At 73.7% G+C, this 13,640-nt stretch carries 13 protein-coding genes and 1 pseudogene; 8 read left to right on the top strand and 6 right to left on the bottom strand.

The window, feature by feature from the left end:
- The first annotated feature begins 217 nt into the window (after window positions 1-217).
- The 5 genes from Sm713_RS40080 (at window position 218) to Sm713_RS03590 (ending at window position 3,838) form a co-directional block, all read left to right on the top strand.
- Window positions 218-913, top strand: a complete 696-nt coding sequence (locus tag Sm713_RS40080; protein ID WP_249416061.1) for a hypothetical protein — start codon at window positions 218-220, stop codon at window positions 911-913.
- Window positions 795-2,012: an asparagine synthase-related protein gene (locus tag Sm713_RS03605; RefSeq protein ID WP_374196028.1), complete on the top strand. Its 1,218-nt coding sequence runs from the start codon at window positions 795-797 to the stop codon at window positions 2,010-2,012. The genes Sm713_RS40080 and Sm713_RS03605 overlap by 119 nt, the downstream gene beginning before the upstream one ends.
- On the top strand, window positions 1,996-2,298 hold the full coding sequence (locus Sm713_RS03600) for a PqqD family peptide modification chaperone (RefSeq protein ID WP_212908231.1): 303 nt from the start codon (window positions 1,996-1,998) through the stop codon (window positions 2,296-2,298). The genes Sm713_RS03605 and Sm713_RS03600 overlap by 17 nt, the downstream gene beginning before the upstream one ends.
- 5 nt (window positions 2,299-2,303) lie before the next feature.
- The gene (locus Sm713_RS03595; RefSeq protein ID WP_212911753.1) at window positions 2,304-2,717 is read left to right on the top strand and encodes a lasso peptide biosynthesis B2 protein; all 414 of its coding nucleotides are present in this window, start codon (window positions 2,304-2,306) and stop codon (window positions 2,715-2,717) included.
- A 95-nt stretch (window positions 2,718-2,812) separates the two neighbouring features.
- A complete protein-coding gene (locus tag Sm713_RS03590) occupies window positions 2,813-3,838 on the top strand; it encodes a protein-L-isoaspartate O-methyltransferase (RefSeq protein ID WP_212908230.1) in 1,026 nt (341 codons plus the stop codon).
- A 237-nt stretch (window positions 3,839-4,075) separates the two neighbouring features.
- Here the strand turns inward: Sm713_RS03590 and Sm713_RS40075 are convergent.
- From Sm713_RS40075 to Sm713_RS03575, 3 genes and pseudogenes are all read right to left on the bottom strand, one after another.
- Window positions 4,076-4,306 (bottom strand): annotated as a pseudogene (locus Sm713_RS40075) (SCO4848 family membrane protein); the annotation flags it as partial.
- Window positions 4,307-4,419: 113 nt separating this feature from the next.
- On the bottom strand, window positions 4,420-5,310 hold the full coding sequence (locus tag Sm713_RS03580; protein ID WP_374195954.1) for a GH25 family lysozyme: 891 nt from the start codon (window positions 5,308-5,310) through the stop codon (window positions 4,420-4,422).
- A 213-nt stretch (window positions 5,311-5,523) separates the two neighbouring features.
- Window positions 5,524-6,525, bottom strand: a complete 1,002-nt coding sequence (locus tag Sm713_RS03575; RefSeq protein WP_212908229.1) for a GH25 family lysozyme — start codon at window positions 6,523-6,525, stop codon at window positions 5,524-5,526.
- Window positions 6,526-7,177: 652 nt separating this feature from the next.
- On the opposite strand from Sm713_RS03575, the gene Sm713_RS03570 reads away from it, so the two are divergent.
- The gene (locus Sm713_RS03570) at window positions 7,178-8,437 is read left to right on the top strand and encodes a D-alanyl-D-alanine carboxypeptidase (RefSeq protein ID WP_308293143.1); all 1,260 of its coding nucleotides are present in this window, start codon (window positions 7,178-7,180) and stop codon (window positions 8,435-8,437) included.
- A 101-nt stretch (window positions 8,438-8,538) separates the two neighbouring features.
- On the opposite strand, the gene Sm713_RS03565 is transcribed toward Sm713_RS03570, so the two are convergent.
- The 3 genes from Sm713_RS03565 to Sm713_RS03555 form a co-directional block, all read right to left on the bottom strand.
- Entirely contained in the window at window positions 8,539-9,102 is a 564-nt protein-coding gene (locus Sm713_RS03565) for a GtrA family protein (RefSeq protein WP_212908227.1), read from the bottom strand.
- Between the two features lie 71 nt (window positions 9,103-9,173).
- A complete protein-coding gene (locus tag Sm713_RS03560) occupies window positions 9,174-10,184 on the bottom strand; it encodes a decaprenyl-phosphate phosphoribosyltransferase (protein WP_212908226.1) in 1,011 nt (336 codons plus the stop codon).
- Window positions 10,177-10,740 (bottom strand): phosphatase PAP2 family protein, encoded by a 564-nt coding sequence (locus Sm713_RS03555; RefSeq protein ID WP_249416499.1) that lies wholly within the window; start codon window positions 10,738-10,740, stop codon window positions 10,177-10,179. Before Sm713_RS03555 ends, Sm713_RS03560 begins: the two co-directional genes overlap by 8 nt.
- A gap of 551 nt (window positions 10,741-11,291) precedes the next feature.
- Between Sm713_RS03555 and Sm713_RS03550 the strand changes: the two genes are divergently transcribed.
- Together Sm713_RS03550 and Sm713_RS03545 are read left to right on the top strand one after the other, a co-directional pair.
- Window positions 11,292-12,686: an FAD-binding oxidoreductase gene (locus Sm713_RS03550; protein ID WP_212911749.1), complete on the top strand. Its 1,395-nt coding sequence runs from the start codon at window positions 11,292-11,294 to the stop codon at window positions 12,684-12,686.
- 78 nt (window positions 12,687-12,764) lie between these two features.
- Window positions 12,765-13,532, top strand: coding sequence for a decaprenylphospho-beta-D-erythro-pentofuranosid-2-ulose 2-reductase (locus Sm713_RS03545; RefSeq protein WP_212908225.1), 768 nt, complete (start codon window positions 12,765-12,767; stop codon window positions 13,530-13,532).
- Window positions 13,533-13,640 lie beyond the last annotated feature (108 nt).

Genomic DNA, 13,640 nt, shown 5'->3' with positions numbered 1-13,640 from the left:
CGGGGCCAAAACGGGGAACCGAGTCCCGGTCCTGGCCCGATAGGGGGCGCCGGGCCGCCACACCCCGTGCTGGGGCACGGGACGGATCGCCCGGTGCCTCCGCCTTTCGACCAGCACGTACACGCGGACGGATCAGAGAAGGCGGCAGGCGATGAGGTGGAGTGCGGGATGGCACGGCGGGGCCAGGCCAGATCAGCGGCCCATCGGGGGCCGGGCGGTGCCCGGCCTCGAAACGACGTGGACGTGCGGGTGGCCGGCAGCCCGGGTGCGCGCCGGCGGTGACGGCCGCTCGGCACTGGCCGTGATCGGCGAGTGCGGCGCCGAATGGCAACTGCGGAACGCGCTGCCAGTCGTGCAAGCCAAGGACTGGCGGGCGCTGACCCGGTGGCCCGGCTCGTACCTCGTCGTCGCCCGCATCGGGGGGACGCTGGCCGTGATCGGGGATCTCGCCGGGCAGCATCCGGTCTTCTTCCGCACGGACGCGGCCGGTACGTGGTGGGCTACCGCGGCGTCCGCGCTGGCCGCGCTGGACGGGGCGCCTGTCGACGTCACCGCGCTCGCCGCCCATCTGGCGTTCGGCCAGCCAGACGTGCTCGCCACTCGGAGCCTGTTCCGCGACGTGCGGCGGGTGCCGGGCGGGCATCTGCTGCTGATCGGCCGCGACGGGGCGGCAGTCCAGCGGTACGAGCCGGTCCGATACCCGCCGGCCGATCTGCGGCAGCAGGCCCGGGTGGTGCGGGCCGCACTCACCGAGGCGGTTGCCGCGCGGATCGACGAGCGGCCCATCAGCGCGGATCGACGAGCGGCCCATCAGCGCGGATCTCGCGGGGCTGGACTCCACCACGCTCGCCTGCCTGGCTGCTCAGCGCGGCACGGTGGCCGCGGTAACGTTCGCCGACGAGCGCCTGCGTGACGACGACCTCGCGTTCGCCGCCCGTACCACGGCCACCGTGCCCGGCCTGTCCCACCACACGGTTCCCGGCGCCCCGGGCACCGTCTACTACGCGGGGCTTCACGACCTGGCGGCGCTGCCAGTGACCGACGCCCCGAACGCATACGTGGTCACCGCCTCCATCAAACGGGCCGTCCTCGACACGATCGCCGCCAACGCCCCCACCCCCGGTGTGCACTTCACGGGAGCCGCCGGAGACGCCGTCCTGTCCGCGCCTTCGTCGTACCTCGCGGACCTGCTGCGCGAGCGGCGCCACCGCCAAGCCTGGAGCCACGCCCTCGTCCACGCCCGGCTGCGGCACACCTCCACCTTCGCCGTACTCGCCCGCGCGTGGCCGGCCTCGCGCACCGACCTGGCCAAAGCATGGTCGCAGACGGCCGATGAACTGCGCCGTCCCGCCCGCGACTGGATTCCCCAAGCGCAGCGCCCGGTCGCCTGGACACCACTGCTGGCCTCGGCCGACTGGATGAACACGGACACCCGCAGCCGTCTCGCCGACGCCGTCGACCAGGCGGCGGGCGCGCTCGCCAATGCCCCGGCCCGCCTGGCGGACTGGACCGCCCGGCAGGACCTGGCCCGGGTCGGCGCGAACACCGCCGGGTGGCGGGCCCTCGCGCTCGCCGAGCACGGCATCGAGCTGGCCGCCCCGTACCTGGACAACGAGGTGATCCGGGCCTGCCTCGCCGTCCCCGCCGACCAGCGCGGCGCCCCCGGGCAGTACAAGCCGCTGCTGGACGCGGCGTTCACGGGCAAGAGAGTGCTCCCCGGGTTCGTCCTGGCCCGGACGACGAAGGGCGGATTCAACGCGCTCGCCTATGCCGGTCTGCGCGATCACGCCCCTGTCCTGAAGGAACTGGTGGGACCGTCATCGCGGCTGGCCGCCCTCGGGTTGGTCACCCAGGCACCCGTCAACGACGCGCTCGCCCGTGCCGCGGCCGGGCAGCCCACCGCCCAGGGCGCCCTGCACCTGGTGGTGACCGCCGAGGTGTGGCTGCGGCAGCTCGCCGCCGCACCGACGTGCTGGTGGGAGGAGGTGAGCCCCCATGTTGCACGTGCGTGACGGTGCCCACCCGGTCCTCACCGACGAAGGCGGCGCCCTCCTCGACGAGCGCACCGGCCGCTGGACCTACCTGACGCCGACCGCCTCTGCCGTGATGATGCTCCTGCTGTCCTGCACCACCCGGCAGGAGGCGGCCGCCCGACTCGCCGAGCGATACGACATCCCCGGCGAGCGGGCCGCCGCCGACATCCGAACGATCGCAGCCACGCTCACCGCCCAAGGACTCGCCCATGGCAGCACGGACCCGGCCCCGCGCCGCCGGTGGTGGAACGCGCGGCGGCCGTGACGAGCATGGAGGCGTACTCGACCACCCGCACCGGCACGTACGGTGAGCGCCTGGCTGCCACTGCCGGACTCGCCCTTGCCCTGGTACTGCTGCACTTGCCCTTCCGCCACACGGTCCAGGCAGTCCGGCTCGCCCGCAGGATCGGCCGACGCGACGTCGGCACCGCACGCGCCGAGGCGCTGGTCGCCGCCGTGCGGCATGCCGCACGCTGGTGGCCCGGCCGGGCCGCCTGCATGGAGACCTCGCTCGGCAGCGTCCTCGCCGCGGCCCTGCTCGGGCAGCGCCTCGACTGGTGCCTCGGAGTGCGGTTCACCCCGCCTCCGGTCGAGTACCACGCGTGGGCCGAACATCCCGGTCACGGCCCCGTAGGCCAGTACACCGAGGCAGGGTGGCACCACCACACCGCCTTGACGATCTGACCGACCCCATGCGCCGCCGGGCTCGTGTCTTTCACCCGCGCGAGGCAGTTGAAGAACACGAGTGCTCCATCCACCGCACCCCAGGGAGTGAATCCGTGACCGCCGTCCCGCTGGCCGTCGAATCCGTCCCCGAGCGCCACTACACCCACCACGAGGGCCGCGGCGCCACCCCGCACCGTTCCAACCCCGTCGTGATCCATCGGGAGCTGACCACCCTGGACGTCCAACCGGGCATGAGCGTCGCAGAGTTCGGCACCGGCTCGGGCTACTCCGGCGGCCTGCTCGCCGAGCTGGTCGGCCCCACCGGCATGGTGACCAGCCTCGACATCGACCGGTACCTGACGGAGTGGGCCAACCTCATCCACCACGAGCGTGGCCTGGACAACATCCGCTGCTTCACGGCCGATGGCATCGCCGGTTTTCCGGAGCGTGCCCCGTACGACCGGCTGGTGGCCTGGTGTACCCCGCCGCTGCTGCCCAAGACCTGGGTGGACCAGTCCGTCGACGACGCCCTGATCGTCGCCCCGCTGCCGATCGCATCCGTACCCAACATGACCGTGGTCGCCGAGGTGCGCGTCACCTGCGGGCAGCCGGCCGTCGAGGCGGTGTTCAACGGCGGCTACATCGAGGCCACCGCGTCCCCCAAGACGGACCTCGACCTGCCGGGCCGCTGGGTGGACTGGGAGAACCGCGTCCCCGCCCCCTCCTGGATCTCCATCGCCTGGCGCGAGAGTGACGACTGGCGGCACACTGGCGCCCGCACCGCCCTCAGTCTGCTGCTCAAGGACACCCACACCGAGCCGTACACCGGCGAGACGATCGACTGGCCGTCCTGGCGAACCTACGCCGCCACCACCGGCGACCCGCGCCTGACGATGGCCGGGCTCAGCCCCGACCTGTGGGCCATCGGGCACTCCACGCCGACGACGGCCGCCGTGCTCCAGCAGGACGGCACCATCCTGGCCGACGCACCCGACTCCCCGTCCCTTGTCATCCTTCGCGGCTGGCTGGACGGATGGGAGGAGGCCGGACGTCCGGCCCCAGAGACCTACACCGCGACCCTCGTTCGCTACGACGACGATCAGGGCGCCTGCGGCTGGAACCTGCGCCTGGCCCGGTGAGCCACGGCGGCTCCCCCTGTGGCGTGGCGCCGGTGACGACTACTGCGTGGGAGCCGGCATTCCTGGAGCTCGGTGACCGCGCGGGGCCACCTCGCCGCGAACCGATCGGTGTCGGATCCGCCCTGGCATCCCGGCGCGAAACTACCGGTTCCGGCGAGCAGGCTCCGGAGCCCCCGGCTCCGCCTCCTGCGGGGCCGGGGCAGGGTCGGCCCCCGTACCCTCCGCCGCCCCCGCCGCCCGGTGGGCCCGCACCCCCCGCAACCCGATCCCCCCGATCACCGTGCCGAGCACGAAGGAGACGATCGCCAGGGTCAGGTGGACGAAGAAGTACGCGGTCGGGTGGCCGGCGGCGTCGAAGGCCAGGCCGCTGCCGTCCTGCCAGAGGTTCTTGACGAACGTGATCCAGATCACCCAGCTCCAGGCGCCGAAGGCGAGCAGGAACCAGGAGACGCGGAGGCTGAGCTTCATACCGCCAGTGTGCCTGAGCGCGCCGGGGCGCACCCCGCAGGGGGCGGCCACGCCGCGCACGGCGCGACCGCCGCCCAGGGGCGGGCCCCTCAGGGCCCGCCGGGGTCAGAACGTCACGGCGTGTTGTTGGCCAGGGCCAGCAGGCGGGCGCTGGAGCCGTTGAAACGGTCCCGGTCCACCGCGCCGGAGATGCCGCTCACCGAGCCCGCGTCCGTGTACTGCCAGATCGTCCAGGCCGAGAAGCCGGCGGGGATGTTCGGGCTGGCCGCGGTCGTCCAGTGGGCCACCCACAGCGGGGTCAGCGCCGCCATGCCGTTCCAGCCGCCCGTGCAGGAGCTCCACCAGCTCGGGCTGGTGTAGATGACGACGTCACGGCCGGTGCGGTTCTTGTACGTGTTGTAGAACGACGTGATCCAGGTCCGCATCGAGGCCTGGGACAGGCCGGCGCAGCCGCCCTCCAGGTCGAGCATGCCCGGCAGCGTCAGGTTGTCGCGGGACCAGGCGCCGCCGTTGCTCGCGAAGTAGTTCGCCTGCGTGGCGCCGTCGGAGACGTCGGGCCGCGCGAAGTGGTACGCGCCCCGGATGACGCCGGCGTTGTACGCGTTCAGGTAGTTCGTGTTGAAGGTCGGGTCCTTGTACGTGGTGCCCTCGGTCGCCTTCATCCAGGCGAACTCGATGCCGGCACCCTTCACCGACGACCAGTTGATCGAACCCTGGTAGTGCGAGATGTCGACGCCCGCCGGGTACGCCGACAGGTTCGGGCCGAGCACGCCGGGGACGTTGAGCTGGAGCGACCGCGTGTCCGGCTTGAAGTCCTTGCCGTCCGTGACGTAGCCGACGCCCGCGTAGCCCTGGCCGAGCGGGATGGGGTTGGCGGCCGGCATCGGCTGGGCGGAGGCCGTGCCGGATGCCATGGACACGGTCAGCGCGGCGGTGGCACAGAGGGCGCCGGCCACGGTGAGTCTTCGCTGTGCGGCCTTCACGGTGCGGAATCGGGAGAACAAGGCTTCCTCCTGGCACTTCTGTGGAGAGGACAGGGGTGAGGGGGTTGCTCTGTACCTGTGTGGTGGCGGCGTGCCCGGCCGGCGCCAACCGCTGTCCGGGCCACCGCAACTTGTTGATCTACCCGCGTAGCCGCCTCGGGCGGGACACTCCGTCGTGGCCGTCCGAGGGCCGGGGCTGCCCCGGGGTCCCGGCGTCCCGGGCCCCGGGGGCGTTCAGGGGGTGTTGTTCGCCAGTGCCAGCAGCCGGGCCCGCGTGCCGTTGAACTTGTCACGGTCCACGTTGCCCGAGATGCCGCCGACCCGGCCGGTGCTGGAGTACTGCCAGACGGTCCACACGGGGAATCCGCCCGGGATGGTCGGGGAGGCCGCCGAGGTCCAGTGGGCCACCCACAGCGGGCTCTTGGCGGACATGCCGCCCCACGAGCCCGTGCAGCTGCTCCACCAGTTCCTGCTGGTGTAGATCACCACGTCACGGCCGGTCTTCGCCTTGTAGGCCCGGTAGAAGTCGCCGATCCACGTGCGCATCGCGGTCTTCGACTTGCCGTAGCAGGTGCCCTCGATGTCCAGGACACCGGGCAGCGTCAGGTTGTCCCGGGACCAGGCGCCGCCGTGCGTGGCGAAGTAGTTCGCCTGCGCGGTGCCGCCGGAGGCGTCGGGGCGCGCGAAGTGGTACGCGCCGCGGATCACCTTGTTCTTGTAGGCGCCCACGTAATTGGCGTTGAAGTTGGGGTCCTTGTAGGTCGTGCCCTCGGTCGCCTTGATCCAGGCGAACTGGACGCCGGCGGCCCGCACGCTCGCCCACTTGATCGACCCCTGGTAGTGCGAGACGTCGACGCCCTGGACGCCACCGCTGCTGGACAGCGGGCCCGCCGCGCGGTCGCCGGTGTCCTCCTGGTAGCTCATGCCCATGCGTCCCGCGCCGAGCGGGAGGGGGGCCGCGGAGAACCCGGATACGGAGGACCCGGATGCGGTGGAGCCGGATACGGAGGACCCGGATGCGGTGGAGCCGGATGCGGTGGAGACGGGTGCGGTGGAGCCGGATACGGAGGACCCGGATGCGGTGGAGACGGGTGCGGGTGCGGGGGCGGCGCCACGGCCGGCCCGCCCCTCCGGGTTCACGTCTGCGGCGGCCGGTGCCGCGGTGGCCAGCGGACCGGCGAGGACCGCCCCGGCGACGCCTGCCACGGTGCGCCTGCCCGGCCGGAGTCTCGGCATGCGATGCCGTTGAGAGAGCAAAGCTTCCTCCTGAGCACGATGTGTGGGGGTCGTGTGCGTGCCGGGCGGTGCTGTGCCTGCATGACGATGCTGTGCGAGAGCCGTGTCTTTGTCGTAGACGCGTCATGAGTGACGCATGAATAGTCCTGGATGTAAAGACGTTTCACGGATGCCCGGTGGTCTAGCCCGGTGAAAGACCACGTGAGCTGCCGCGACGGCTCGCGGACGGCGGAAACTTTCAGGATGTGAAGACTCCTTGGGATTGCCGGCGGTGCCTGGGCCGTGCATGGTGAACGGGCCGCGACAGCGTGGCGGCGACCTTGCGGCGGCCGTCTCGGTGACGTCTCGCGGGACCGCCCCGATGACCGCCCGGCGGCTTCCGGACGGCGGGACAGCGGCACGTGGGCGGCCCCCGGGTGACGTGCGGGGAGCCGTCGGCCTGCGTCAGCGGAGTGGCGTTGGCCACAGGGCCGCGGCCCGGCCGCCCCGCGGCGAGCGGGCGGCGCTCCGGCGACGAGCTGCCCGGGCCCCGGATCCGGTGGCGCACGGCGGCGGACCGGCTACGGAGAGCGACCGAAGGGGCGTCAGCGGAAGACGCGAAAAGAGCCCCGCAACGACCACTGGGGCACCCTCTCCGTGTACGTTCTCGAACGTGCCTGCCTTGAAGAAACTCGCCGTTGTGGCGTCCGCCACCACCCTGCTGTCCGTCCCGGCCGTCGTGCCCGCCTTCGCGAGTTCCGGCCCCGACTGGAGCAAGGCGAAGCCGCCGGCGTCGATGTCGACCGTCGGCGGTGCACAGCTCGGCAAGCCCGGCACACAGGTGCAGCTCGGCGCCAACGCCCCGGTGCTCCCGAAGGACGTGACCGCACGCTCCTGGATCGTCTCCGACGCCGAGTCCGGAGAGGTGCTCGCCGCACACAACGCCCACTGGAAGCTGCCGCCCGCGAGCACCCTGAAGATGCTCTTCGCGGACACCCTGCTGCCGAAGTTCCCGAAGACCCAGCAGCACAAGGTCCTGCCGACCGACCTGGCCGGGATGGGCGCGGGCTCCAGCCTCGTGGGCGTCAAGGAGGGCGAGACCTACAAGGTCGAGGACCTGTGGCGGGGCGTCTTCCTGCGCTCCGGGAACGACGCCGTGCACGTCCTCGCCGCGATGAACCACGGCGTGAAGAACACCGTGGCCGACATGCAGCGCCACGCGGACGACCTCCAGGCCGACGACACCCACGTGGTCAGCCCGGACGGCTACGACGAGCCCGGCCAGGTCTCGTCCGCGTACGACCTGACCCTGTTCGCGCGCTCCGGGCTCCAGAAGAAGGACTTCCGCGACTACTGCTCCACGGTGCGGACGCAGTTCCCCGGGGCGACCGAGAAGACCAAGCACGGCACCAAGCGCGGGTCGTTCGAGATCCAGAACACCAACCGGCTGCTCACCGGCGACTACGGGCTCGACCCCTACAAGGGCATCGCGGGCGTCAAGAACGGCAACACCACGAACGCCGGCGCTACCTTCACGGGTGTCGCCGAGCGGAACGGCCGGGTGCTGCTGGTCACCGTCATGCACCCGTCGGCGAACGGCATCCTGCCCGTCTACAAGGAGGCCGCGAGCCTGCTCGACTGGGGCTTTACGGCCGACGGGAAGGTCCAACCGGTCGGCGCCCTGGTCGCCCCGAAGAGCGCCGCCCCCGCGGGCGGCAAGTCGGGCGCTCCCGACGACGGCAAGGGCAGCGGCGCCTCGGACGCGAAGAACGCCGCCAAGGCGCGGACGCAGGCGTCCAAGGGCGGATCGAGCGGCGTCGGCATCGCGCTCGCGGTGGCCGGCGGCGTGCTGGTGCTGCTGGCCGCGGGCGTGTTCCTGGTCCGCAGGCGCTGGCCGCTCCCCGAGCTGGTGCGGCGGCTGAACCGGCGCTGACGGGCCCGGCCGCGGATCCGTGGGCGGGCGCTTCGGTGAGAGGTCCCGGCCCGCGCGGTCACCGGGCGGGCCGGGGGCGGGGTGCCGGCGTGCGTGCTCGGTCATGGTGTCCGCTCCATGGGGTGGCCGGGCCCCGGGTGCCCGGCCGGCCGCTCCTGCGCGGGGCCGGCCGAGAAGACGAAGGTGCGGGTCCCCCAGAAGCGCAGTGCCGTGCCCAGCACCATGCCGACGCCCGCCCCTGACACCGTGTCCGCCCGTGCCGAGGTGAGCCCGAGGCCGTAGTGGGAGACGGCGATGCACAGGAGCTGGACGGTGGCGCCGGCGAGGTTGACGGCGAAGAAGGTGCAGTACCTGCGCAGCCGGGGCCCGCGTTTCGCGTGCCGTCCGCGGTAGGTGACCAGCGCGTTGCCCGTGTACGCGATCGAGCAGGCCACCAGGAACGAGGCGGCCTTGGCGGTGAGCGGGCCGAGCCCCACGGGCCCGCGCAGCCAGACGAAGAGCGCGAGGTCGGCCGCGTAGGCGCCAAGGCCCGCGGCGGCGAACCCGATCACCTCGCGGGAGTGCCCGCGGTGCCAGGACGCCCGTCGGCTCGGGGACTCGTCCGGCTCGTCGCCGGGCAGCTCCCGGGCCCGCCGGACGGAACGGTTCCGGGGCGCCCACCACATCCGCCCCGGCCACCGGAGCCGGGGTGCCGCGGCGCACGGGCGTGGGGTGCGCCGCCTGAGGGCCGCGGCGCTCACCAGCCGGCGACCGCGAGCCCGTACATGCCCAGCCACAGGGCGCCGATCACCGCGAGCGCCCGGTCGTGCAGGACCACGTCCTCCGGCTCGCCCGCCGTGCCCCGGTCGGCGAAGACGGCGTACCGCAGCACGGCCAGGGTGAAGGCGATCATGGAGAGCTGGCGCCAGGGCAGCAGTCCCGCGGTGGCGTGCGCCCCGCCGCCCTCCAGGGCCCACAGGCAGTACGCGAGGACGGCCGCACCGCCCGCGAGCTGCCACACGAACCGCAGGTAGCCGGCGGTGTACTCGGTCAGCAGCGCCCGGGTGGCGCCGTCCTGCCCGGCCAGCTGCACGGCCTCGGAGTACCGCTTGGCGGCGACCATGAAGAGCGCGCCGAAGGCGGTGGTGATCAGGAACCAGCGCGACAGCGGGATGCCCAGCGCGAGCCCGCCCATCATGGTCCGCATCACGAAGCCGGTGGCGACGATGGTGAGGTCCACGACGAGGACGTGCTTGAGGCTGATGCAGTACGCGAACTGCATGCAGACGTACGCCGTCAGCAGGGCCCCCGCGAACGGCGTGCACAGCACCCACGCCGTGAGCGGGGCGCCCACCGCGAGCACTCCCCCGACCGCGTAGGCGACCGGCACGGGCACCTGGCCCGCGGCGACCGGGCGGCGGCACTTGACCGGGTGGGCGCGGTCGGCGTCGGCGTCCGCGGCGTCGTTGATCAGGTAGACGGCGGACGCGGCGGCCGTGAAGAGCAGGAAGACGAGGGCGAGTTTGGTGAGCGCGGAGGCGGAGGAGAGCTGGCCCGCCGCCGCGGGCGCGGCGACCACCAGGACGTTCTTGATCCACTGGCGGGGGCGTGCGGTGCGCAGCAGGCCGAGGGCGAGCGCCGCCAGCGCCCGCGGCGCGAGCCGGGCGAGGCGGCGGGGGCGCCCATCCCCCGGGGCATCGGGGTCGACGCCCGGCGGGTCCTGCCCGGGCGGCCGTGCGCGGCCCAGCAGGGCGGTGCGTTCAGTCATGGTGACGGCCTTTCAGGCGGACGGGGGACGGCACGGCGGCCGGCGCGGCCCGGAGCAGCGGGCGGGTCATCCAGCCGGTGCCGAGGCGGGCCAGCAAGCCGCCGAGGGCCGCGCCGGCGGCGACGTCGGACGGGTAGTGGACGCCGACGACCAGCCGCGAGACGCACATCGCGGCGGCGAGCGGGGCCGCGAGGCGGGTGCCGGTGGGCCGCAGCGCGCCGTAGGCGACCGCCGCCGCCACGGCGGACGTGGCGTGCGAGCTGGGGAAGGAGTGCGCGCCCGCCGTGCGCACCCGGGGCCGGAGGCGGGCCGGACGCGGCCGGCGCACCAGCCGTTTCACGCCCATGCTGGCCAGGTGCGCGCCGGCCGTGAGCGCGGTGCCGCGCAGCCAGGCGGCCCGCCGCTCACGGTCCACGGCGGCCGTGGCGAGCCCGGCGGCCAGCCAGAGCGCACCGTGCTCGCCGCTCCAGGAGAGGGCGCGGGCAGCCGCGGCCACCTCAGGCCGCTCGCCGCAGCCGTGCAGCACGGCCAGCAGCCGGTGGTCCAGCTCGGCCAGCCGTCCGGACGCGGGCCACTGCCGCGGGCGCCCCGACGCCGGGTCAGAACGCCCGCGCGGGGGCGCGATCCGCGCCCGCCGGCGCGAGGCCGGCGCGCGGAGCTGCGCCGCGTGCCCGCCGCCCGGTGCCCCGCGGGGGCGCTCCGGGCGGTGTCCTGCCAGAGGCCCGCCGTGCGGCCGGCTCCTCGGATCCTGGTACATGGGGCCGACTCTGCTACGCACGACACAACATGGTGATGATCAGATAGGCCGAAACTCCATTAATCCACCCGATACGGTGATGAGTTTCGACAGACAACCACAGAATCGTTCAAACCGATCGTGCGGCGGCATACCGTCCACCCATGTCCCCCGATATCGCCGCGGACACCGCTGCCGAGGCCGCCGACGCCGCTGCCGACGCTCTTTCCCGTCCCCCGGGCCCGACGCCCGTGCCCGTGGACGGCACGCTCGTGCCCGCGGGCGGCCCGACCGCGCCGACCGCGCCCGGCTCCCCCACGACCGCCGGCTCCCCCACGACCGCCAGGTCCCCCACGACCGCCAGGTCCGCCATGGCCGCCGTCACCGGGACGCCTCCCGCCGCGGGCTCGGGCGCCGAGCCGGTCGCCGTCACCGGCTGGGGCCGCACGGCACCGACCGCCGCGCGACTGCTGCACCCCCGCAGCTACACGGAGGCCGTGGACGCCGTGCGCGCCTGCGCCCGCCCCGGCGCGCGCGGCGCGATCGCGCGCGGGCTGGGCCGCGCCTACGGCGACGCCGCGCAGAACGCGGGCGGTGCGGTGCTCGACATGACCGGGCTCGACCGCGTCCACGTCATCGACTCGGCGAACGGCCTGGTGCTCTGCGACGCCGGCGTCAGCCTGCACCGGCTGATGGAGGTGCTGCTTCCGCTCGGCTGGTTCGTGCCAGTGACCCCCGGCACCCGCTACGTGACGGTCGGCGGGGCGATCGGCGCCGACATCCACGGCAAGAACCACCACGGCGCCGGCTCCTTCACCCGGCATGTCGTCTCGATGGAGCTGCTCACCGCCGACGGCGAGGTCCGCACCATCGAACCCGGCACGCCGCTCTTCGACGCCACGGCCGGCGGCATGGGCCTGACCGGCGTGATCCTCACCGCGACGATCCGGCTGCTGCCCGTCGAGACGTCCCTGATGCGCGTGGACACCGAACGCGCCACGGACCTCGACGACCTGATGGACCGGCTGACCGCCTCCGACCACCGCTACCGCTACTCGGTCGCCTGGATCGACCTGCTCGCGCGCGGCGCGTCCCTCGGCCGGGCCGTCCTCACCCGCGGCGACCACGCGCCCCTCGACGCGCTGCCCGCCCGCGCCCGGCGCGCGCCCCTCGCCTTCCGCCCCGGCCGGCTGCCGGGCGCCCCCGCGCTGGTCCCCGACGGGCTGCTGGGCCGCCGCTCGGTGGGGCTGTTCAACGCGTTCTGGTACCGCAGGGCGCCAAGGGCCATGACCGGCGAGCTCCAGCGGCTCTCCACGTTCTTCCACCCCCTGGACGGCGTGCCGCACTGGAACCGCATCTACGGGCGGAGCGGCTTCGTGCAGTACCAGTTCGTCGTCGGCCACGGGCGTCAGGAGGCGCTGCGGCGGATCGTGCGGCGCATCTCGGAGCGCCGCTGCCCGTCGTTCCTGGCGGTGCTCAAGCGCTTCGGGGAGGCGGGCCCCGGCTGGCTCTCCTTCCCCGCGCCCGGCTGGACGCTCGCGCTGGACATCCCGGCGAACCTGCCCGGCCTCGGCGCGTTCCTCGACGAGCTCGACGAGGAGGTGGCCGGCGCGGGCGGCCGGGTCTACCTCGCCAAGGACTCCCGGCTGCGGCCCGAGCTGCTGGCCGCCATGTACCCGCGCCTGGACGACTTCCGCGCGCTGCGCGCCGACCTGGACCCCGGCGCCGTCTTCACCTCGGACCTCTCCCGCCGTCTCGGCCTGTGACCCGCCGTCTCGGCCGGCACGCCGCCGTCTCCGCCTCTGACGCCCCGTCGGCCCTCAGCGGCCCGTGAGGAGCACCCCATGAAGGACGCCTTCGGCACCCCCCAGTCCCTGCTGATCCTCGGCGGCACCTCCGAGATCGCGCTGGCCACCGCCCGCCGCCTGATCGCGCGGCGCACCCGCGCGGTCTGGCTGGCGGGCCGCCCCTCGCCCGGCCTCGATGCGGCCGCCGAGGAGCTGCGCGGCCTCGGCGCCGACGCCAGGACGGTCCCGTTCGACGCGCTCGACCACGGGTCCCACGAGGAGGTGCTCGGCAAGGCGTTCGCGGCCGGCGGCCCCGGCGGGGACGTCGACATGGTGCTGCTCGCCTTCGGGGTCCTCGGCGACCAGGCGCACGACGAGAGCGATCCGGTCGCGGCGGCCCGGGTGGCGCAGACGAACTACACCGGGGCGGTCTCCGCGGGCCTGGTGTGCGCCAAGGCCCTCCAGGCGCAGGGCCACGGCTCGCTGGTGGTGCTGTCGTCGGTCGCCGGCGAGCGGGCCCGGCGCGCCAACTTCATCTACGGCTCCAGCAAGGCGGGCCTGGACGCGTTCGCCCAGGGCCTCGGCGACGCCCTGCACGGCACGGGGGTGCACGTCATGGTGGTGCGCCCCGGTTTCGTCCACACCAGGATGACGGCGGGCCGCACCGCCGCACCGCTGGCCACCACACCGGCGGCGGTCGCCGAGGCCATCGAGACGGGCCTGCTGCGCCGCACGGAGACGGTATGGGTACCAGGATCCCTGCGCTACCTGATGTCGGCACTCCGGCATGTGCCACGGCCGGTGTTCCGGCGGTTGCCGATGTAGGAACGGCGGACCAGGAAGACCTCCGGCCGAACCCGCTTTACCAAGCCAGGTTCCACCAACCCAGGTGGGTAAGCAGATGTAGCTGACAGTGCAGCTACACAAGGCGTA

Origin of the sequence: Streptomyces sp. TS71-3 (assembly GCF_018327685.1) — a bacterium.
GTDB lineage: Bacteria > Actinomycetota > Actinomycetes > Streptomycetales > Streptomycetaceae > Streptomyces.
This window is presented reverse-complemented; position numbering and strand designations above follow the sequence as displayed.